Here is an 18,025-nt window from a genome sequence, read left to right as displayed (position 1 = left end):
GAAACCACCCGACGGACGGTCGTCACGGCGGTCGTCACGACGGAACCCACCGGACGGACGGTCGTCGCGGCGGAAGCCACCACGGTCACCGCGGTCACCGCGGTCGTCGCGGCGGTTGTCGCGGCGCTCGTAGTTGCCCCGGTCGTCGCGGCGCTCGAAGCTGCGCTGCTCCTGGGCGGCGGCCTGCGCGGCCTGCTCGGCCACGGCGGCGGCGAGCTCGGCCTCGGCGGCCTCGACGACCTCGGCGACGGCGGCCTCCGGGTCCTCACCGCGCTCGCGGGCGGAGCGGGCGACGAGGCGGTCGGCCTCCTCGCGCAGCTCGGCGGCGCGACGGGTGGCGCGCTCCAGCTGCTTGGTCAGGTCGGAGACCTCGCGCTCGGCCTGCTTGGCGGCGTTGTTCGCGGAGTCGGCCTGGACCTCGGTGAGCGAGCGCGCACCGGTGATCTCGGCGACCTCCGGGTCGAACGCGCCGGCACCGCCGACGATGTGGCGCGAGGCGTCGACGCCCGCGTCCTCCATCAGGCGGAAGATCTGGCGGCGCTGGTGCGGCAGGGCGAGGGAGACCACGACGCCCGACTTGCCGGCGCGGGCGGTACGGCCCGAGCGGTGCAGGTAGTCCTTGTGGTCGCCGGCCGGGTCCACGTTGAGGACCAGGTCGATGCCGTCGACGTGGATGCCGCGGGCGGCGACGTCGGTGGCGACGAGCGCGTTGACGTAGCCGTCCTTGAAGTCGGCGAGGACGCGGGTACGGGCGCCCTGCGTCATACCGCCGTGCAGCGCGTCGGCCTTCACGCCGGCCTCGACGAGCTGCTCGGCGATGCGGTCGGCGCCCAGCTGGGTGCGGACGAAGATGATGGTGCGGCCCTTGCGGGCGGCGATGGCGGCCGTGACCGGGGCCTTGTCCTTCGGCTTCACGACGAGGACGTGGTGGGTCATGGTCGTGACGTTGCCCTGGGCGCTGTCGACCTCGTGGCTGACCGGGTTCGACAGGTAGCGCTTGACCAGGGTGCCGATCTCGTTCTCCATCGTGGCGGAGAAGAGCATGCGCTGGCCGCCGGCCGGGACCTGGTCGAGCAGCTCGGTGACCTCGGGCAGGAAGCCCAGGTCGGCCATCTGGTCGGCCTCGTCGAGGACCGCGACCTCGACGTTCTCCAGGGAGCAGGCGCCGCGGTTGATGATGTCGCGCAGACGGCCGGGGGTGGCGACGAGGATGTCGACACCGCGCTCCAGGGCGTAGATCTGGTTGCCCATGGAGGTACCGCCGCAGACGACCTTCATCTTCAGGCCGAGGACGTCGCCGTACGGCTGGAGGGCGTCCGCCACCTGCATCGCGAGCTCGCGGGTGGGGGTGAGGATGACGGCGCGGGGCTTCTTCTTCTCCGTGTAGCCGTCGGCCAGGCGGGCCAGGGTCGGCAGACCGAAGGAGAGGGTCTTGCCGGAGCCGGTGCGGCCGCGGCCGAGGATGTCCTTGCCGGCCAGGGCGTCCGGGATGGTCGCGGCCTGGATCGGGAACGGGGTGGTGACGCCGTTCTGGCCGAGCTTGCGCACGACGCCCTCGGGCAGACCGAGGTCCGCGAAGGTGACCGTGGGCTCGGCGTCGGCGCCGTCCTCGTCGGAGTCGGCGGCGGCGTCGGCCGTCACGTCGGCCTCGAGCGCCTCGATGATCTCGTTGGCCTCCGCGGCCTCCATGGCCTCGGTCACCACAAGGGCCTCAACGGCGTCGACGATCTCGGTGGAGTCGTTCTCGGGCATGACGGAACGGTCAGAACTGGAAATGGACATGCGAAATGCGAAACCTTCCGGAGTCTCGGCACGCGCCCAAACTCCGTGAATCGCAAATCGACCGCCTCAATGCGGTCAGCCACGGCTAGGGAGAGTACGCGCCACACGGCGCTCTTCGGATTCGGCGCCGGGCAATGGGATCAAACGATCTATAACCATACGCACCCTCCCGGGGGTCTGGCAAGTCGTTCCTGCAATACCCCCTCCGACCTGCGACGGGATCCCCGGCGGCGGCCCGGCTCCGGCCGCTCAGGCGATGCTCGGGCCGGGGGTCGCCGGGGCCGTGTCGCTCGGCGTGGGTTGCGTCACAGGAGGAGTGGTCTCCCCTCCGCCGGGCGTGGTGGTCGACCCCCCGGAGCCTCCGGAGCCGCCCGACCCTGACCCACCGGCCCCACCGGCGCCGCCCGCACCACCGGACCCCGACCCGGAACCAGAACCTCCCGCTCCCGAGCCCGAACCCGACCCGGAACCTCCCGCCCCGGACCCCGAGCCCGACCCGGAACCGCCCCCGGACGGCACCGGGCCCCCCTGACCGCCCGCCCCGCCCCCGGGGCCGGCCGACGGCGAGGGCGGGCCCGGCCGGCCCGCGGGCGTGCCGGGGCCGGGGGAGGCCCCGGTCGCCCCGGAGGCCTTGCCGGGCTCCCCGGACTTCACGCCCTGGGGCCCCGTGCCGTCCTTCACGCCGTGCCCGTTGCCGTGGATCCCGGAGCCGTGCCCCGAGCCCGCCGCCGCGCCCGCCCCGCCGGCGCCCCGGCCGCCGACCGAGGCGGAGGGCCCCGGCTTGGCGGCGTCCTCGCCGACGCTCATACAGCCCGCCGTCGCGGCCACCGCGAGGGCGGAGACGGCCAGTCTGAGGGTCGCGGACAGGGATGCGGGCAATGGGCGCACGGGGGCACCTCCGGGGCGCGGGACGGGGTCCGCGATGAGCGGGTCAATGAGCCCAACTCCCTTTACCCCGTAAGAGACACGCCCCTTGCGCGAGTTGCGCGGACGGCCCGCGGGTCAGGCGAACAGCGCCTGCGCCAGCTCCGAGCCCAGCGTCACCGCACCGAGGCCGACGAGCACCGACGCCGCCACGTTCGCCGCGGCGAGGAACCTCCAGCCGCGCTCGGCGAGCCGCAGCGTCTCGTACGAGAAGGTCGAGTACGTGCTCAGCGCCCCGCACAGCCCGGTCCCCAGCAGCAGCGACAGGTGCGAGGAGCCGGCGCCCGTGAGGGCGACCCCGGCCAGCGTCCCGAGCAGCAGGCAGGCCCCCGCGTTGACCACGAAGGTCCCCCACGGGAAGACGGAGTCGTGCCGCGCCTGGACGGCCCGGTCGGTCAGGTAGCGCAACGGCGCCCCGACGACCGCGCCCGCCACCACCAGCAGCCAGTTCACGCGGCCCCCCGCGTCCGTACCGCCAGCCGCGTCAGCGAGGCCGCCGCCCACACGGCGCCCAGCGCGCCCACGACGGTCAGCCCGGCGTACACCAGGGCGAGCCCGGCCCGGCCGGCGTCCAGCAGCCGCGAGAAGTCCACGGCGTAGGTCGAGAAGGTGGTGAACCCGCCGAGCACCCCGGTGCCGGCGAAGGGCCGCAGCAGCGGGTGCGGGGAGCGCCGCCCCTCCTCGCTGATCAGCGCCATCAGCACGCCGATCAGCGCGCAGCCGGCGACGTTGGTCCCGAAGGTCGCCCACGGGAAGCCCTCGGACCCGGCCGGCCACAGCAGCGTGAGCGCGTAGCGCGCGGTCGCCCCCAGGGCCCCGCCGACGGCCACCGCCGCGATGACGCGGGCCTGCGGCTCGGCCCGCTGGGCCGGGACGTGGAGGTCGACGTCGGGGTCGATCGCCTCCGCCCCCGGCACGGGCCGGGTCACCCGTACCCCAGGGCGTGCAGGCGCTCGTCGTCGATGCCGAAGTGGTGGGCGATCTCGTGGACCACGGTCACCTCCGTCTCGGCGACCACGCTCTCGCGGTCCTCGCACATCCGCAGGGTGGGGTTCCGGTAGATCGTGATGCGGTCGGGGAGCACGCCGGCGTACCACTCGCCGCGCTCGGTGAGCGGGGTCCCCTCGTACAGGCCGAGCAGCTCGGGGTCTCCGGCCGGCGGCTCGTCCTCGACGAAGACCGCCACGTTGTCCATGAGTCGCGTCAGCTCCGGCGGGATCCGGTCCAGGGCCTCTGCGACGAGCTCCTCGAACTCCTCGCGCGTCATCTCCAGCACCCGGCCATTGTCGCCCCGCCGGGGGCGGTTCCCGCGCCCGGGCGGAAGTCGTTTTGGCGTTACCTCCTCCGATCCCATATGCTTCTCACGTCCCCGACGCGCTGAAAAGTGCCCGGCGGGCCTTTAGCCCTCATCGTCTAGTGGCCCAGGACGCCGCCCTTTCAAGGCGGTAGCACGGGTTCGAATCCCGTTGGGGGTACGCAACACCATGTGCAAGACTTGCTCTTGCACACACCAGGTCCTGTGGAGCAGTTGGTTAGCTCGCCACCCTGTCAAGGTGGAGGTCGCGGGTTCAAGTCCCGTCAGGATCGCTGAGGCTGGAAACAGTCTCGTGGCTGGGTAGCTCAGTTGGTACGAGCGATCGCCTGAAAAGCGATAGGTCGCCGGTTCGACCCCGGCCCCAGCCACAAAAGGAAGGCCCCGTCTCCGGACGGGGCCTTCCGCGTTTCACTCCTCCTCCGCCTCCTTGCGGGCCGCGCGCCGCCGGTGCAGCAGCCCGAAGGCCACCGCCGCGACGCCGACCAGCCCGAGCAGGGCCCAGTCCGGGACGGCGTCCGCCACGGCGCCCACCTTCTCCTCGACGGCGTACGAGTCGTCCACGTCCAGCAGCCCCGGCAGCGCGCTCGCCCCGTCGTACAGCAGGAACAGGGCGCCCAGGGCGATGAAGAACAGCCCGGACAGCAGCGAGGCCGTGTGCAGTTCCAGGCGCCCCACCCGCACGGCGCGGCCGCGCAGCCAGCGCCGCCGGCCGAGGTCGAAGCGCTCCCAGAGCAGGGCCAGCACGAACAGCGGCACGGCCATGCCCAGCGCGTACACCGCCAGCAGCAGGCCGCCGTAGACCGGGCTGCCGCTGACCGCCGCCACCGTCAGGACGCTGCCCAGGATCGGGCCCGCGCAGAAGCCGGCCAGCCCGTAGACGGCGCCGAGGGCGTACACCGACAGGGCGGTGGTCGGGCGGATCCGCCCCGAGAGCTCGGAGAGCCGCTTCGGGGCGAAGCCGAGGCCGAGGATCTGGGCCAGGCCCAGCGCGATGATCAGCCAGCCGCCGGCCAGCACCAGCTGGTCGCGGTGGGAGTGGAAGAACCGGCCCGCGAACGAGCCGGCCGCGCCGAGCGGGACGAGGGTGGTGGCGAGGCCCGCGTAGAAGATCCCGGTCCGGGCCAGCAGCCGGGAGCGGGAGTCGATGGAGTAGGCGAAGAAGGCCGGCAGCAGCAGGGCGCTGCAGGGGCTGAGCAGGGCGAGGAGGCCGCCGATCAGGGCGGCCGCGTACCCGATGCCGTTCACTGCCCGGCCCGCGCCTGCGCCTTGGCCCGGGCGATGGCCGTGGCGAAGGCCTCGAAGGGCTGGGCGCCCGCGATGGGCTGCCCGTTGACGAGGAAGGAGGGGGTGGACTGCACGCCGATGCGGTAGCCCTCCTCCCGGTCGCGGCGCAGGGCGGCCGCGGCCTGCTCGCCGGCCATGTCGGCCTTGAACCTCTCCAGGTCGGGGACCCCGGCCTCGCGGGCCAGCTCGACCAGCCGGTCCTCGCCGAAGCCCTTGGCCTTGGCGCCCTCGGCGTAGGCGGCGGCGTGGAAGGCGGTGAAGCGGTCCTGCTGCCCGGCCGCCCAGGCGGCCTTGGCGGCGGCCTCGGACTCGGCGCCGAAGATCGGGAAGTTGCGCCACTCGATGCGCAGGGTGCCGTCCTCGACGTACTTCTTCACCAGTTCGGGCTCGGTGTCCCGGGCGAACTTGGCGCAGTAGCCGCACTTGAAGTCGGAGTACTCGATCAGGACGACGGGTGCGTCGGTGCGGCCCACGGCGAGCTTGTCGCCGCCGTCGCGGCGGGCCAGCGCCTTCAGCTCGGCGGCGGCGCCGGTCTCGGGGGCGTCAGGGGCGGAGGCGCTGGCGCTGGCTCCGGCCGGAGTGCCGCGCTCCCTCTCCGGGGGCGCGGTGGCCTGCCAGGAGGCGAGGCCGAGGGCGACCGAGGCGACGGCGACCGCGGCGGCGTACAGCAGGGGCTTGCGGGAGGTCTTGCGGGATGCGGGCATACGGGTGCTCCAAAACGGGATGTACAGGGGTGATACCGGCAGACCGGCTCCCCTACACCCGCATCATGGAGAGCTCCACCGGTCCGGGCGCCCGCGGGGCGGGCCCGCACACGGGCACCCGTACGCACACGGCCCGGTACGGCCGCACCCCCTCCGGCGCGGGGCGCGCGGCGGGGACGGAGACGTGCTCCTGCCCGGCCCGGGGCGGCACGGCCGGGGCGGTGCCGAGCCCGTCGGAGCCGGGCGCGCAGGACGGCGCCCGCTCCGGGAGGGCGCCGGCGGCCGCGGGGGCCGGGCGCGCGGAGGAAGCGGTGGCCGGACCGGGACCCGGCCGCGCCGCGGGCACCGCGGCCGGACCGGATCCGCCGGGAGCCGCGTCCGCCGAGGCCGCAGAGGCCGCCCGCGGGAGGGGGCCGCGGTCCGCCGCCCCCCGTACGGGCCCGGCCAGGGCGAGGGCCAGCACCCCCAGGACCAGCGCGAGCACGGCGGCGGCCGACGGGCACCACACGTGACGACGGCCTGACAAGGTGGGCTGCCTCTCACTCGCTCGGCTGGGGGACTCGTCCCGAAATGGTACGGGGCGGGGCACAAATGCGTTCGCCACCCGCCGGGCCCAGGTGAGATCCTCGATCAGGTATGTCTACTTCCTTCGCCGCCCTGCAGACGCTCCTCGGTGAGATCTCCCTCCGGGACGCGCACCGCCTCGGCCGCCGCCTCGAGGGCGCCCGCCGTATCCGCAAGCCCGAGGCCAAGCAGGCCGTGCTCGACGAGATCGCCGCGGAGGCCGAGAAGGCCGCCGCGCGACTGGCCGGCCGCGCCTCGCGCATGCCGGAGGTCACGTATCCCGAGAACCTGCCCGTCAGCCAGAAGAAGGACGAGATCGCCGAGGCGATACGCGACCACCAGGTCGTGATCGTCGCCGGCGAGACCGGCTCCGGGAAGACCACGCAGATCCCCAAGATCTGCATGGACCTGGGGCGCGGCGTCCGGGGCATGATCGGGCACACCCAGCCCCGCCGGCTCGCCGCCCGCACGGTCGCGGAGCGCATCGCCGAGGAGCTGGGGTCCGAGATCGGCCGCACGGTCGGCTGGAAGGTCCGCTTCACCGACCAGGTGAACCCGGACGAGACCTTCGTGAAGCTGATGACCGACGGCATCCTGCTCGCCGAGATCCAGACGGACCGCGAGCTGCGCGCCTACGACACGATCATCATCGACGAGGCCCACGAGCGCAGCCTCAACATCGACTTCCTCCTCGGCTACCTGGCCCAGCTGCTCCCCAAGCGCCCCGACCTCAAGGTCGTGATCACCTCCGCCACCATCGACCCGGAGCGCTTCTCCCGCCACTTCGGCGACGCCCCGATCGTCGAGGTCAGCGGCCGTACGTACCCGGTCGAGGTCCGCTACCGGCCGCTCCTGGAGGAGGATTCCGAGGAGAGCGACCGCGACCAGATCACCGCGATCTGCGACGCCGTGGACGAGCTCCAGGGCGAGGGCGCGGGCGACATCCTGGTCTTCCTCTCCGGCGAGCGGGAGATCCGCGACACCGCCGACGCGCTGATCAAGAAGAAGCTCCGCTTCACCGAGGTCCTGCCCCTCTACGCCCGCCTCTCGCACGCCGAGCAGCACCGGGTCTTCCAGGCCCACACCGGCCGCCGGATCGTCCTGGCGACCAACGTCGCCGAGACCTCCCTGACGGTCCCCGGCATCAAGTACGTGATCGACCCGGGCACGGCCCGCATCTCCCGCTACAGCCACCGCACGAAGGTGCAGCGGCTGCCCATCGAGCGGATCAGCCAGGCCAGCGCCAACCAGCGCAAGGGCCGCTGCGGCCGCACCAGCGACGGCATCTGCATCCGGCTGTACTCCGAGGACGACTTCAACGCCCGCCCGGAGTTCACCGACGCCGAGATCCTGCGGACGAACCTGGCCTCCGTCATCCTCCAGATGACCGCCGCCGGGCTCGGCGAGATCGAGAAGTTCCCCTTCATCGACCCGCCGGACCACCGCAACATCCGCGACGGCGTGCAGCTGCTCCAGGAGCTCGGCGCGCTCGACCCGGCCGAGAAGGACCCGAAGAAGCGACTCACCCCGATGGGCCGCCAGCTGTCCCAGCTGCCGGTGGACCCGCGCCTGGCCCGCATGGTCGTGGAGGCGGACAAGAACAACTGCGTCCGCGAGGTCATGGTCATCGCGGCGGCCCTGTCGATCCAGGACCCGCGCGAGCGCCCTTCGGACAAGCAGACCCAGGCGGACCAGAACCACGCCCGGTTCAAGGACGAGACGAGCGACTTCCTCTCGTTCCTGAACATGTGGCGCTACATCCGCGAGCAGCAGAAGGAGCGCGGCTCGTCCTCCTTCCGCCGGATGTGCAAGCAGGAGTACCTGAACTTCCTGCGGATCCGCGAGTGGCAGGACATCTACGCCCAGCTGCGCTCGGTCGCCAAGACGATGGGCATCCACGTCAACGAGGCGGACGGCGCCGAGACGAACATCCACGTCTCGCTGCTGGCCGGCCTGCTGTCGCACATCGGTCTGAAGGACACCGACAAGAACGAGTACCTGGGCGCGCGGTCCGCGAAGTTCGCGGTCTTCCCGGGGTCTGCGCTGTTCAAGAAGCAGCCGCGGTTCGTGATGTCGGCGGAGCTGGTGGAGACCTCGCGGCTGTGGGCGCGGGTCAACGCCAAGGTGGAGCCGGAGTGGGTGGAGCCCCTCGCCCAGCACCTGATCAAGCGCACGTACAGCGAGCCGCACTGGGAGAAGGACCAGGCGGCCGTGATGGCGTACGAGAAGGTCACCCTGTACGGGGTGCCGATCGTCGCCCAGCGGAAGATCAACTACGGCCGGATCGATCCCGAGGTCTCGCGCGAGCTGTTCATCCGCAACGCGCTGGTCGAGGGCGACTGGCGCACCCACCACAAGTTCTACGCGGACAACCGCAAGCTGCTGACCGAGGTCGAGGAGCTGGAGAACCGGGCGCGGCGCCGCGACATCGTCGTGGACGACGAGACCCTGTTCGACTTCTACGACCAGCGGATCCCCGAGCACGTGGTGTCGGGGGCCCACTTCGACTCCTGGTGGAAGCACAAGCGGCGCGAGGAGCCCGAACTCCTCGACTTCGAGCGCGAGATGCTGCTGACGGAGAAGGCGGCCGGGGTCACCAAGGCCGACTACCCGGACTCCTGGCGGCAGGGGCAGCTGAAGTTCCGGGTGACCTACCAGTTCGAGCCCGGCGCGGACGCGGACGGCGTGACCGTGCACATCCCGCTCCAGGTACTGAACCAGGTCGCCGACGAGGGCTTCGACTGGCAGATCCCGGGTCTGCGCGAGGAGGTCGTCACCGAGCTGATCCGCTCGCTGCCGAAGCCGATCCGCCGGCACTGCGTGCCCGCCCCCAACTACGCCTCGCGCTTCCTGGAACAGCAGCCCGCGCTCCGGGAGCCCCTGCCGGCGGTGCTGGCGCGCGAGCTCCGGCGGATGGTCGGGGTGCCGGTCTCGGCGGAGGACTTCGACCTCTCCCGGATCCCCGACCACCTGAAGATCACCTTCCGGATCGTTGACGAGCGCCGGCGCAAGCTCGCCGAGGCCAAGGACCTGGAGGCCCTGCGGCTCCAGCTGAAGCCGAAGGCCCGCCAGGCCCTCTCCCAGGCCGCGGCCGCCACCGCCGAGCGGGCGGGCGGGGAGTCGGTGGAGCGCACCGGGTTGACCGACTGGACGATCGGCAGCCTGGTGAAGGTCTTCGAGGCCCGGCGGGCCGGCCAGCCGGTGAAGGCCTACCCGGCGCTGGTGGACGAGGGGGCGAGCGTCTCCGTACGGCTCTTCGACACCGAGGCCGAGCAGCAGCAGGCGATGTGGCTGGGCACCCGGCGGCTGATCCTGCTCAACATCCCGGTGAACCCGGCGAAGTTCGCCTCGGAGAAGCTGACCAACCAGCAGAAGCTGGCCCTCTCCCGCAATCCGCACGGCTCCATCCAGGCGCTGTTCGACGACTGCGCGACCGCCGCAACTGACCGGCTGATCGCCGACCACGGCGGTCCGGCCTGGGACGAGGCGGGCTTCCGCCGGCTGTTCGACGCGGTGCGGGCCGACCTGGTGGACACCACCGTGCGGACCGTCCAGCAGGTCCAGCAGGTCCTGGCGGCCTGGCAGGCCTGCGAGCGGCGGCTGAAGGCCACCGGCAGCCTGGCCCTGATGGCGAACGTCGCGGACGTGAAGGCGCAGCTGGCGGCCCTGATGCCGACCGGTTTCGTGACGCTGACCGGGCTGAAGCGGCTGCCGGACCTGATGCGCTACCTGGTGGCGATCGACCGGCGGCTCCAGCAGATGCCGACGGGCGCCCAGCGCGACACCACGCGCATGGAGAAGGTCCACGAGATGCGGGACGAGTACCTGTGGCTGCTGGAGCAGCTGCCGAAGGGCCGGCCGGTGCCGGAGGCCGTCACCGAGATCCGCTGGATGCTCGAGGAGCTGCGGGTCAGCTACTTCGCGCACGCGCTGGGGACGGCGTACCCGATCTCCGACAAGCGCATCGTGAAGGCGGTGGACGCCCTCGCTCCGTGATCCGGTTCGACCGAACCCCCTGACCTGCTGTACAGTCTGAATCGCAGCCGAGCGATCGGCAGCGATCGAGGACCTGTGGAGCAGTTGGTTAGCTCGCCACCCTGTCAAGGTGGAGGTCGCGGGTTCAAGTCCCGTCAGGTTCGCAGAAACGTCAGGGCCCGTATCCCGCAAGGGATGCGGGCCCTGACGCGTTGTCGGGTCCGGCGCTCCGGGCCCGCGCGGACGCGCTCCGCCACCTCATGATCACACCGGGCTCACGACACCCCTGGAAGCCCCTCAGGCGGCTCCGGCCGACCTCCCGGACCTTCCCGTCCGACGCGCGCGCCACAGCCCCTCCAGGGGCCTTCCAGCCGACCCGGGGTGCACATCGCCCGGAGGGGAGAAATCCCCCATTCGCGTGAGGCGCTCTGCGCGGGACGTCCCTTTACGAGACGCATTGCCGGATGTACAAGAGTTATCAGCTGTGACGGGAGTCACCCGACGAGTTTTTGAGACTCGTACGTTTATCGGAGCCCTACGCCTGCTCGATTTAATATGTGCAATGGCACCCACCCGTCAGGAGCCCCGGCCCGGTACCCGGCAGTAGCCTCCGGAACCCCCGAAACCCTCCGGGACTCCCCGAGCCCCTCGAGACCCTCCCGGCACAAAAAAATCGCGCTGGACCCGGCGGAGTCCAGCGCGATCGACGACGGTGCCTGTTGGGGCAGGCCCCGTCGCATGAAGCTGTGTGGGTTCATCGGATTGGGGGATCCGATACGCACCCTTTAAAGCGGTGGTGCTGCGGGACCTCAGGCCTCGCTGCGCTGCTGCGGAATTCCCGCGAGCAGTGCGCGAACCTCGGCCTCGCGGTAACGGCGGTGTCCACCCAGGGTGCGGATGGACGTGAGCTTGCCGGCCTTGGCCCAGCGGGTAACCGTCTTCGGGTCCACGCGGAACATGGTGGCAACCTCAGCCGGGGTCAGCAGCGGCTCGGCATCAGGGGTGCGAGCGGTCATGAGCGGCCTCCTCGGGAGAACCGAACCATCTCGGTTCTTTCCTCTAAATTCTGCACCTTGGCCCGCGTTGCCCGAAATGGACATACGCAGGCCGAGTCGGTTATAGGACGAACGGCTTGTCCTCGGCACTACAACTACACCATCCGTCCAGCCTCGACGGCCAAACCGATGGAATTGCCCTCCGAGGTGTTCATCAGCGGCGGAAGCCGATGGACCGCCCCATAACGGACAGTCACCCCACTGTGACGATCAGTCACAGAGCGATCAGGAGTCGTCAGACCCCCCATAGAGTGCAATACCGAGCATTCCGCCCGAAGTTGGGCGGAAGGAACCCTCCCCGGACTCCTTGTCCTATTTTGGCATGAGGATAGGGGATGGGCGCAAGGGTGTGGATAGTGCGGTCCGTCACGCTTGGGCCAATGGCCCGGATCGGGACGTAGGTCCTGGAACAAAGACCCTAATACCGTGATCAAGCCCCTGATCTGCGACTTGTGGGCCATTCAGCCGATCATGACCGATACGGGCGATACGCCTAGCGCCCGAACGGGTTCCGAACAGGTACGTCCATGATCTACGCAGACCCCGCCTCCGGAAAGGGTCAAGGCTGCCTCTAGTTCGCGAAAAGTCTCTCCCTCACCGTCCGCCAGCGCCCCGCCAGTTCCTCGTACGCCGCCACCGCCCCGTCGTCGTCCCCCTCGCGCAGGGCCGCGATCCCCTCCGCGAGGTCGCGGGCCGACCGGTCGCCGGCCAGTCCGTCAGCCGGGAGCGCGTGCAGCAGCCCGCCGTAGTCCAGTTCGACCATCGACCTCGGGTGGAACTCCTCCAGCCAGCGGCCGACCTCCGCCAGCCCCTCCGCCAGCGGCCCGTACCCCGGCCGCCCCCGCTCCTGCGCCTGGCGCAGCGTCCGCAGGGCCCGCGCGAGCCGGCGCCGCGCCTGCACCATCGGCGTCCGGTACCGCAGCCGCTCGCCCGGCAGGTACTCCCGCTCCTCGTCCGCCACCAGCACGAACCAGCGCAGCGGCACCTGCCACACCCCGGTGCGGATCCACGGCCGGGCGTCGGGGTTCCGCTCCCGCCAGGCCTCGTACTCGGCCGCGGCCCGCCGGCGCGCCGACGGCGGGAGCGCCGCGTCCAGCACCGCCGCCGGGAAGTTCGCCACCAGCTCCTCCAGCGCCAGCCAGCCGCGCAGCCGCGTCCGCCAGGGGCAGACCAGCAGCACCCCGTCCAGCTCCGCCGTGAACGCGTCCCCGCTCTCGTGCGCCGGCACCCCGACCACGGGCACCCGCACCAAGTCGGACAGGGACCGGCGCAGTTCGTCCTGGGCGGTCGGTGCGGGCCCGCGCCGGGCGTACGCCGCCCAGTGCGTGCGCTCCGGTTCCGGGAAGGAGGCCAGGGGTTCGTAGACCCTCAGGTAGGAGGCGTACGGGACCGTCGGCGCGGGGCGCGCGGACGGCGGCCGGAGGTCGGGGGATTCGCTCACCCCCTCGTCCTCCCCGTTCCGGGGGCCGGGTTCACCTCCAACTCGCGGCCCGGAAAAGGAATCCGGCGACCGGTGGCCGAGGGGGCCGTGCCCCGGGAGTGTTCCGATCCCCGGACAAGGGCCACCCGTACGCGCCGCAGGTCTTACTCTGCTCCCAGTGCGCCCTCCCCCACCCGCAGGGCGGGCGTCTTTCCGCCGCATCTCTTCCATGGGAGTCACCACCGTGACCGAAATGACCGACGGCGTCCTGCACACCCTGTTCCGCAGTGAGCAGGGCGGCCACGAGCAAGTCGTGCTGTGCCAGGACCGGGCCACCGGACTCAAGGCCGTCATCGCCATCCACTCCACCGCCCTGGGCCCCGCCCTCGGCGGTACGCGCTTCCACGCGTACGCCTCCGACGAGGAAGCGGTCCGTGACGCGCTGAACCTCTCGCGCGGCATGTCGTACAAGAACGCCCTCGCCGGTCTCGACCTGGGCGGCGGCAAGGCCGTGATCATCGGCGACCCGGCCGTCCTGAAGACCGAGGAACTCCTGCTGGCCTACGGCCGCTTCGTGGAGTCGCTCGGCGGCCGCTACGTCACCGCCTGCGACGTCGGCACGTACGTCGCCGACATGGACGTCGTCGCCCGCGAGACCCGCTGGGCCACCGGCCGCTCCCCCGAGAACGGCGGCGCCGGCGACTCCTCGGTGCTCACCGCCTTCGGCGTCTTCCAGGGCATGCGCGCCAGCGCCCAGCACCTGTGGGGCGACCCGACCCTGCGCGGCCGCAAGGTCGGCGTCGCGGGCGTCGGCAAGGTCGGCCGCCACCTGGTCGAGCACCTCCTGGAGGACGGCGCCGAGGTCGTGATCACGGACGTCCGCGAGGAGTCCGTGCGCGAGATCCTCGACAAGCACCCCGGCGGCAAGGTCACGGCCGTCGCGGACACCGAGGCGCTGATCCGCACCGAGGGCCTGGACATCTACGCCCCCTGCGCGCTCGGCGGCGCCCTGAACGACGGCTCCGTCCCGGTGCTCACGGCCTCGGTCGTGTGCGGCGCGGCGAACAACCAGCTGGCCCACCCCGGCGTGGAGAAGGACCTCGCGGACCGCGGGATCCTCTACGCCCCGGACTACGTGGTCAACGCGGGCGGCGTGATCCAGGTCGCCGACGAGCTGCACGGCTTCGACTTCGACCGCTGCAAGGCCAAGGCCTCGAAGATCTTCGACACCACCCTGGCCATATTCGCGCGTGCGAAGGAAGACGGCATCCCGCCGGCCGCCGCGGCCGACCGGATCGCCGAGCAGCGGATGGCCGACGCCCTCGCCGCGCGCGCCGCGGCCCGCACGGCCTAGCCCCGCCGGGGTCCGGCCGGACCCCCGCCGGACCCCTGCCGGAGCGCGGCGAGACGGAACTCACTGCGCTTCGGCGGGTCGGCGGCCAGGAAAGCGTTAAAATCGCAGCTGACCAGCGAGTACGGGGTGTCCCGCTGGTTCTGTGGACAGGCGCGTCATGCGGGCGGCGTACCGTATGGGCACGGAAGCAGGTACCGTTAAACCCCTACGGACGGTCTCTCCACGGAGAGCCCGCTCCGAACCATGAACGCGTGTCAGACTCTGGGGCCGTCGAGCCCCGTCACCGAGGGGGTCGAGCCATGGGGCGCGGCCGGGCCAAGGCCAAGCAGACAAAGGTCGCCCGCCAGCTGAAGTACAACAGCGGCGGGACTGACCTCTCGCGTCTGGCCAATGAGCTGGGCGCATCGCCGACAGAGCCGCTGCCTATCAGCGCGCCGGTCGAAGTCGATGACGATCTGGACGACGACGACCCGTACGCCAAGTACGCGGATCTGTACAACGATGACGACGAGGACGAGGACGACGAGTCCGGTCCGTCGGCGCACCGTCGCGGGGCTTGACGCGCAGCACCTCTGCATCGAGCGTCTGCACAGCCCAGCTCTTGCTGGCTGACAGCTGAAGAATGCCGAAACCCGGTCCAGGGCCTTGCCCCGGACCGGGTTTTAGCGCTGCTCAGCCCGCGTAGCTGCCGGTGAGGGCGGCACCCTCGGCGTGGTCGCCGCGGTCCAGGATCTCGCCCGCGACCCAGGCCTCGACACCCCGGTCGGCCAGCGCGGTCAGGGCCACGTCCACCGACTCCTGCGGGACCACGGCCATCATGCCGACGCCCATGTTCAGGGTCTTCTCCAGCTCCAGCTGCTCGACGTTCCCGGCCTTGCCGACCAGGTCGAAGACGGCACCCGGGGTCCAGGTGGAGCGGTCGACCGTGGCGTGCAGGTGGTCCGGGATGACCCGGGCCAGGTTCGCGGCGAGGCCGCCGCCGGTGATGTGCGAGTAGGCGTGGACCTCGGCCGTACGGGTGAGGGCCATGCAGTCGAGCGAGTAGATCTTGGTCGGCTCCAGCAGCTCCTCGCCGAGGGTCCGGCCGAGCTCCTCGACGTGCTGGTCGAGGGACATGCCGGCGCGGTCGAAGAGGACGTGGCGGACGAGCGAGTACCCGTTCGAGTGAAGGCCGGACGAAGCCATCGCGATGACGGCGTCCCCCGTACGGATGCGATCGGCGCCGAGGAGGCGGTCGTACTCGACCACGCCCGTGCCGGCGCCCGCGACGTCGAAGTCGTCCGGTCCCAGCAGGCCCGGGTGCTCGGCGGTCTCGCCGCCGACCAGGGCGCAGCCGGCGAGGACGCAGCCCTCGGCGATGCCCTTGACGATGGCCGCGACGCGCTCGGGGTGGACCTTGCCGACGCAGATGTAGTCCGTCATGAAGAGGGGCTCGGCACCGCAGACGACGATGTCGTCCATGACCATGGCGACCAGGTCGTGGCCGATGGTGTCGTAGACGCCCATCTGGCGGGCGATGTCCACCTTGGTGCCGACGCCGTCCGTGGCCGAGGCCAGCAGCGGGCGCTCGTAGCGCTTGAGGGCGGAGGCGTCGAAGAGGCCGGCGAAGCCGCCGAGGCCGCCGAGGACCTCGGGGCGCTGCGTCTTCTTCACCCACTCCTTCATCAGCTCGACGGCGCGGTCGCCCGCTTCGATGTCGACGCCGGCGGCTGCGTAGCTGGCACCGGTGGTCTTCTCTGTCATGACAGGCGAGAGCTTTCGTGTCGTTGCTGCGTGTGGTGCCGGGCCCCGGGAGAAGCCTCAAAGACAGGGCTCGGCGCAGGTGGAGCCGGGCCGGCCCGGGGAGGGCCGGCCCACGGGCCTACGGTCGGCGGAGCGCGTCGGCGGCGTCGGTGCCGCCCGCGAGCTCGTTCTCCAGGAGCTGCTTGCCCAGGAGCTGCGGGTCGGGCAGCTCCATGGGGTACTCGCCGTCGAAGCAGGCACGGCAGAGGTTGGGCTTCTGGATGGTCGTCGCCTCGATCATCGCGTCGAGCGAGATGTACGACAGCGAGTCCGCGCCCAGCGACGTGGCGATCTCGTCGACCGTCATGCCGTTGGCGATCAGCTCGGCCCGGGTGGCGAAGTCGATGCCGAAGAAGCACGGCCACTTCACCGGCGGCGAGGAGATCCGGATGTGGACCTCGGCCGCGCCGGCCTCGCGGAGCATCTTCACGAGGGCGCGCTGGGTGTTGCCGCGGACGATGGAGTCGTCGACGACGACGAGGCGCTTGCCCCGGATGACTTCCTTGAGCGGGTTGAGCTTGAGGCGGATGCCGAGCTGGCGGATCGTCTGCGAGGGCTGGATGAAGGTCCGGCCGACGTAGGCGTTCTTGACCAGGCCGGAGCCGTACGGGATCCCGCTGGCCTCGGCGTAGCCGACGGCGGCGGGCGTGCCGGATTCCGGCGTCGCTATCACCAGGTCGGCCTCGACCGGGGCCTCCTTGGCGAGGCGCCGGCCCATCTCGACGCGCGAGAGGTAGACGTTGCGGCCGGCGATGTCGGTGTCCGGGCGCGCCAGGTAGACGTACTCGAACACACAGCCCTTGGGCTTCGCTTCCGCGAAGCGCGAGGTGCGCAGGCCGTTCTCGTCGATCGCGATGAGCTCGCCCGGCTCGACCTCGCGGACGAAGCTGGCGCCGCAGATGTCGAGGGCGGCGGTCTCGCTCGCGACCACCCAGCCGCGCTCCAGGCGGCCGAGGACCAGCGGGCGGATGCCCTGCGGGTCACGGGCGGTGTAGAGGGTCCCCTCGTCCATGAACACCAGCGAGAAGGCGCCCTTGACCTGCGGGAGGACCTTGGCGGCCGACTCCTCGATGGTCAGGGGCCTGCCCTCGTCGTCGGTCTGGCCGGCGAGGAGGGCGGTCACCAGGTCGGTGTCGTTGGTGGCCGCCACCTGGGTGGCGCGGCCGTCCTGACGGGGGAGGTCGGCGACCATCTCGGCGAGCTCGGCGGTGTTCACCAGGTTGCCGTTGTGACCCAGGGCAATGGAGCCGTGGGCGGTCGCCCGGAAGGTGGGCTGAGCGTTCTCCCAGACCGACGCTCCGGTGGTCGAGTAGCGGGCGTGACCGACCGCGATATGACCCTGGAGCGAGCCGAGGGAGGTTTCGTCGAAGACCTGGGAAACGAGGCCCATGTCCTTGAAGACGAGGATCTGGGAACCGTTGCTCACAGCGATTCCCGCGGACTCTTGTCCGCGGTGCTGCAGTGCATACAGTCCGAAGTAGGTGAGCTTGGCGACCTCTTCACCCGGAGCCCAGACACCGAAGACGCCGCAAGCGTCCTGGGGGCCCTTCTCGCCGGGGAGCAGGTCGTGGTTGAGTCGTCCATCACCACGAGGCACGTCCCCGAGTGTAGGCGAGATCGACCACTGGTCCGAATTGGGGACGGCCGGGAAATGTCACAGCACAGAGGGTGACCGAATGCCTCCGTCTCGCTCTTCGATCTTTTGTTGACATCTACGAGGGCATTCGTACAGGCTCTCGCCCCATGCAGCCTCTCGGTGACCGCGCCGTCACCCTCGTCGAGCGCCGGCACGTGGACCTGGTCCGTGTCGCGAGCGCCATCTGTCGCTGTTTCGCGTAGTCGCAACTCCGCTTCCCCCTCTCACCA

15 protein-coding genes and 4 tRNA genes are annotated in these 18,025 nt (G+C 71.3%); 8 read left to right on the top strand and 11 right to left on the bottom strand.

Annotated features, from left to right (window positions below):
* The 4 genes from ACIRBY_RS14395 to ACIRBY_RS14380 all read right to left on the bottom strand — a co-directional run.
* The coding region (locus tag ACIRBY_RS14395) for a DEAD/DEAH box helicase (protein WP_403900501.1) at positions 1-1,752 on the bottom strand (1,752 nt) is incomplete at its 3' end.
* Between the two features lie 1,032 nt (positions 1,753-2,784).
* The gene (locus tag ACIRBY_RS14390; protein ID WP_403900499.1) at positions 2,785-3,159 is read right to left on the bottom strand and encodes a fluoride efflux transporter FluC; all 375 of its coding nucleotides are present in this window, start codon (positions 3,157-3,159) and stop codon (positions 2,785-2,787) included.
* Complete coding sequence (gene crcB / locus ACIRBY_RS14385) at positions 3,156-3,635, bottom strand: fluoride efflux transporter CrcB (RefSeq protein WP_403900497.1); 480 nt, start codon at positions 3,633-3,635, stop codon at positions 3,156-3,158. Before crcB ends, ACIRBY_RS14390 begins: the two co-directional genes overlap by 4 nt.
* Positions 3,632-3,982, bottom strand: coding sequence for a metallopeptidase family protein (locus ACIRBY_RS14380; protein ID WP_042814671.1), 351 nt, complete (start codon positions 3,980-3,982; stop codon positions 3,632-3,634). Before ACIRBY_RS14380 ends, crcB begins: the two co-directional genes overlap by 4 nt.
* 126 nt (positions 3,983-4,108) lie before the next feature.
* On the opposite strand from ACIRBY_RS14380, the gene ACIRBY_RS14375 reads away from it, so the two are divergent.
* The 3 genes from ACIRBY_RS14375 to ACIRBY_RS14365 all read left to right on the top strand — a co-directional run bounded on the left by ACIRBY_RS14375 (position 4,109) and on the right by ACIRBY_RS14365 (position 4,389).
* Positions 4,109-4,181, top strand: a tRNA-Glu gene (locus ACIRBY_RS14375).
* 38 nt (positions 4,182-4,219) lie between these two features.
* A tRNA-Asp gene (locus ACIRBY_RS14370) sits at positions 4,220-4,293 on the top strand.
* 22 nt (positions 4,294-4,315) lie between these two features.
* A tRNA-Phe gene (locus ACIRBY_RS14365) sits at positions 4,316-4,389 on the top strand.
* A 40-nt stretch (positions 4,390-4,429) separates the two neighbouring features.
* Here the strand turns inward: ACIRBY_RS14365 and ACIRBY_RS14360 are convergent.
* From ACIRBY_RS14360 to ACIRBY_RS14350, 3 genes are read right to left on the bottom strand one after another with little or no spacing between them, the layout of a single operon-like run.
* Positions 4,430-5,266 (bottom strand): cytochrome c biogenesis CcdA family protein, encoded by an 837-nt coding sequence (locus tag ACIRBY_RS14360; RefSeq protein ID WP_403900495.1) that lies wholly within the window; start codon positions 5,264-5,266, stop codon positions 4,430-4,432.
* Positions 5,263-6,009: a DsbA family protein gene (locus ACIRBY_RS14355; RefSeq protein WP_403900493.1), complete on the bottom strand. Its 747-nt coding sequence runs from the start codon at positions 6,007-6,009 to the stop codon at positions 5,263-5,265. The genes ACIRBY_RS14360 and ACIRBY_RS14355 overlap by 4 nt, the downstream gene beginning before the upstream one ends.
* A 52-nt stretch (positions 6,010-6,061) precedes the next feature.
* On the bottom strand, positions 6,062-6,535 hold the full coding sequence (locus tag ACIRBY_RS14350; RefSeq protein ID WP_403900491.1) for a hypothetical protein: 474 nt from the start codon (positions 6,533-6,535) through the stop codon (positions 6,062-6,064).
* 110 nt (positions 6,536-6,645) lie between these two features.
* Here ACIRBY_RS14350 and hrpA point away from each other — a divergent pair, with 110 nt between their 5' ends.
* Both hrpA and ACIRBY_RS14340 read left to right on the top strand, forming a co-directional pair.
* A complete protein-coding gene (gene hrpA / locus ACIRBY_RS14345; RefSeq protein WP_403900489.1) occupies positions 6,646-10,569 on the top strand; it encodes an ATP-dependent RNA helicase HrpA in 3,924 nt (1,307 codons plus the stop codon).
* A 69-nt stretch (positions 10,570-10,638) separates the two neighbouring features.
* Positions 10,639-10,712 (top strand) — tRNA-Asp (locus ACIRBY_RS14340).
* A 645-nt stretch (positions 10,713-11,357) separates the two neighbouring features.
* On the opposite strand, the gene bldC is transcribed toward ACIRBY_RS14340, so the two are convergent.
* The gene (gene bldC, locus ACIRBY_RS14335) at positions 11,358-11,564 is read right to left on the bottom strand and encodes a developmental transcriptional regulator BldC (RefSeq protein ID WP_003949541.1); all 207 of its coding nucleotides are present in this window, start codon (positions 11,562-11,564) and stop codon (positions 11,358-11,360) included.
* A gap of 610 nt (positions 11,565-12,174) precedes the next feature.
* Positions 12,175-13,044: a hypothetical protein gene (locus tag ACIRBY_RS14330; RefSeq protein WP_403900487.1), complete on the bottom strand. Its 870-nt coding sequence runs from the start codon at positions 13,042-13,044 to the stop codon at positions 12,175-12,177.
* A gap of 223 nt (positions 13,045-13,267) precedes the next feature.
* Between ACIRBY_RS14330 and ACIRBY_RS14325 the strand changes: the two genes are divergently transcribed.
* Positions 13,268-14,377, top strand: coding sequence for a Leu/Phe/Val dehydrogenase (locus ACIRBY_RS14325; RefSeq protein WP_403900485.1), 1,110 nt, complete (start codon positions 13,268-13,270; stop codon positions 14,375-14,377).
* A gap of 299 nt (positions 14,378-14,676) precedes the next feature.
* Entirely contained in the window at positions 14,677-14,937 is a 261-nt protein-coding gene (locus ACIRBY_RS14320; protein WP_403900483.1) for a DUF3073 domain-containing protein, read from the top strand.
* Positions 14,938-15,049: 112 nt separating this feature from the next.
* Here ACIRBY_RS14320 and purM read toward each other — a convergent pair whose 3' ends face one another.
* Together purM and purF are read right to left on the bottom strand one after the other, a co-directional pair.
* A complete protein-coding gene (gene purM, locus ACIRBY_RS14315) occupies positions 15,050-16,120 on the bottom strand; it encodes a phosphoribosylformylglycinamidine cyclo-ligase (RefSeq protein ID WP_403900481.1) in 1,071 nt (356 codons plus the stop codon).
* A gap of 118 nt (positions 16,121-16,238) precedes the next feature.
* A complete protein-coding gene (purF, locus tag ACIRBY_RS14310; protein WP_403900479.1) occupies positions 16,239-17,756 on the bottom strand; it encodes an amidophosphoribosyltransferase in 1,518 nt (505 codons plus the stop codon).
* 146 nt (positions 17,757-17,902) lie between these two features.
* Between purF and ACIRBY_RS14305 the strand changes: the two genes are divergently transcribed.
* A complete protein-coding gene (locus ACIRBY_RS14305) occupies positions 17,903-17,998 on the top strand; it encodes a putative leader peptide (protein WP_365076803.1) in 96 nt (31 codons plus the stop codon).
* Positions 17,999-18,025: the final 27 nt, after the last annotated feature.

It is taken from the genome of Streptomyces sp. NPDC096136, from assembly GCF_044763325.1.
Classification (GTDB): Bacteria; Actinomycetota; Actinomycetes; order Streptomycetales; family Streptomycetaceae; genus Streptomyces.
The sequence above is the reverse complement of the archived record's forward strand: the minus strand, read 5'-3'. Positions and strand labels throughout refer to the sequence as shown.

What these genes read in the sequence shown, in the direction of transcription:
- ACIRBY_RS14355 (WP_403900493.1), bottom strand. Translation starts at nt 6,009, where the DNA reads ATGCCCGCATCCCGCAAGACCTCCCGCAAGCCCCTGCTGTACGCCGCC.
- hrpA (WP_403900489.1), top strand. Translation starts at nt 6,646, where the DNA reads ATGTCTACTTCCTTCGCCGCCCTGCAGACGCTCCTCGGTGAGATCTCC.
- bldC (WP_003949541.1), bottom strand. Translation starts at nt 11,564, where the DNA reads ATGACCGCTCGCACCCCTGATGCCGAGCCGCTGCTGACCCCGGCTGAG.
- ACIRBY_RS14320 (WP_403900483.1), top strand. Translation starts at nt 14,677, where the DNA reads ATGGGGCGCGGCCGGGCCAAGGCCAAGCAGACAAAGGTCGCCCGCCAG.
- purM (WP_403900481.1), bottom strand. Translation starts at nt 16,120, where the DNA reads ATGACAGAGAAGACCACCGGTGCCAGCTACGCAGCCGCCGGCGTCGAC.
- ACIRBY_RS14305 (WP_365076803.1), top strand. Translation starts at nt 17,903, where the DNA reads ATGCAGCCTCTCGGTGACCGCGCCGTCACCCTCGTCGAGCGCCGGCAC.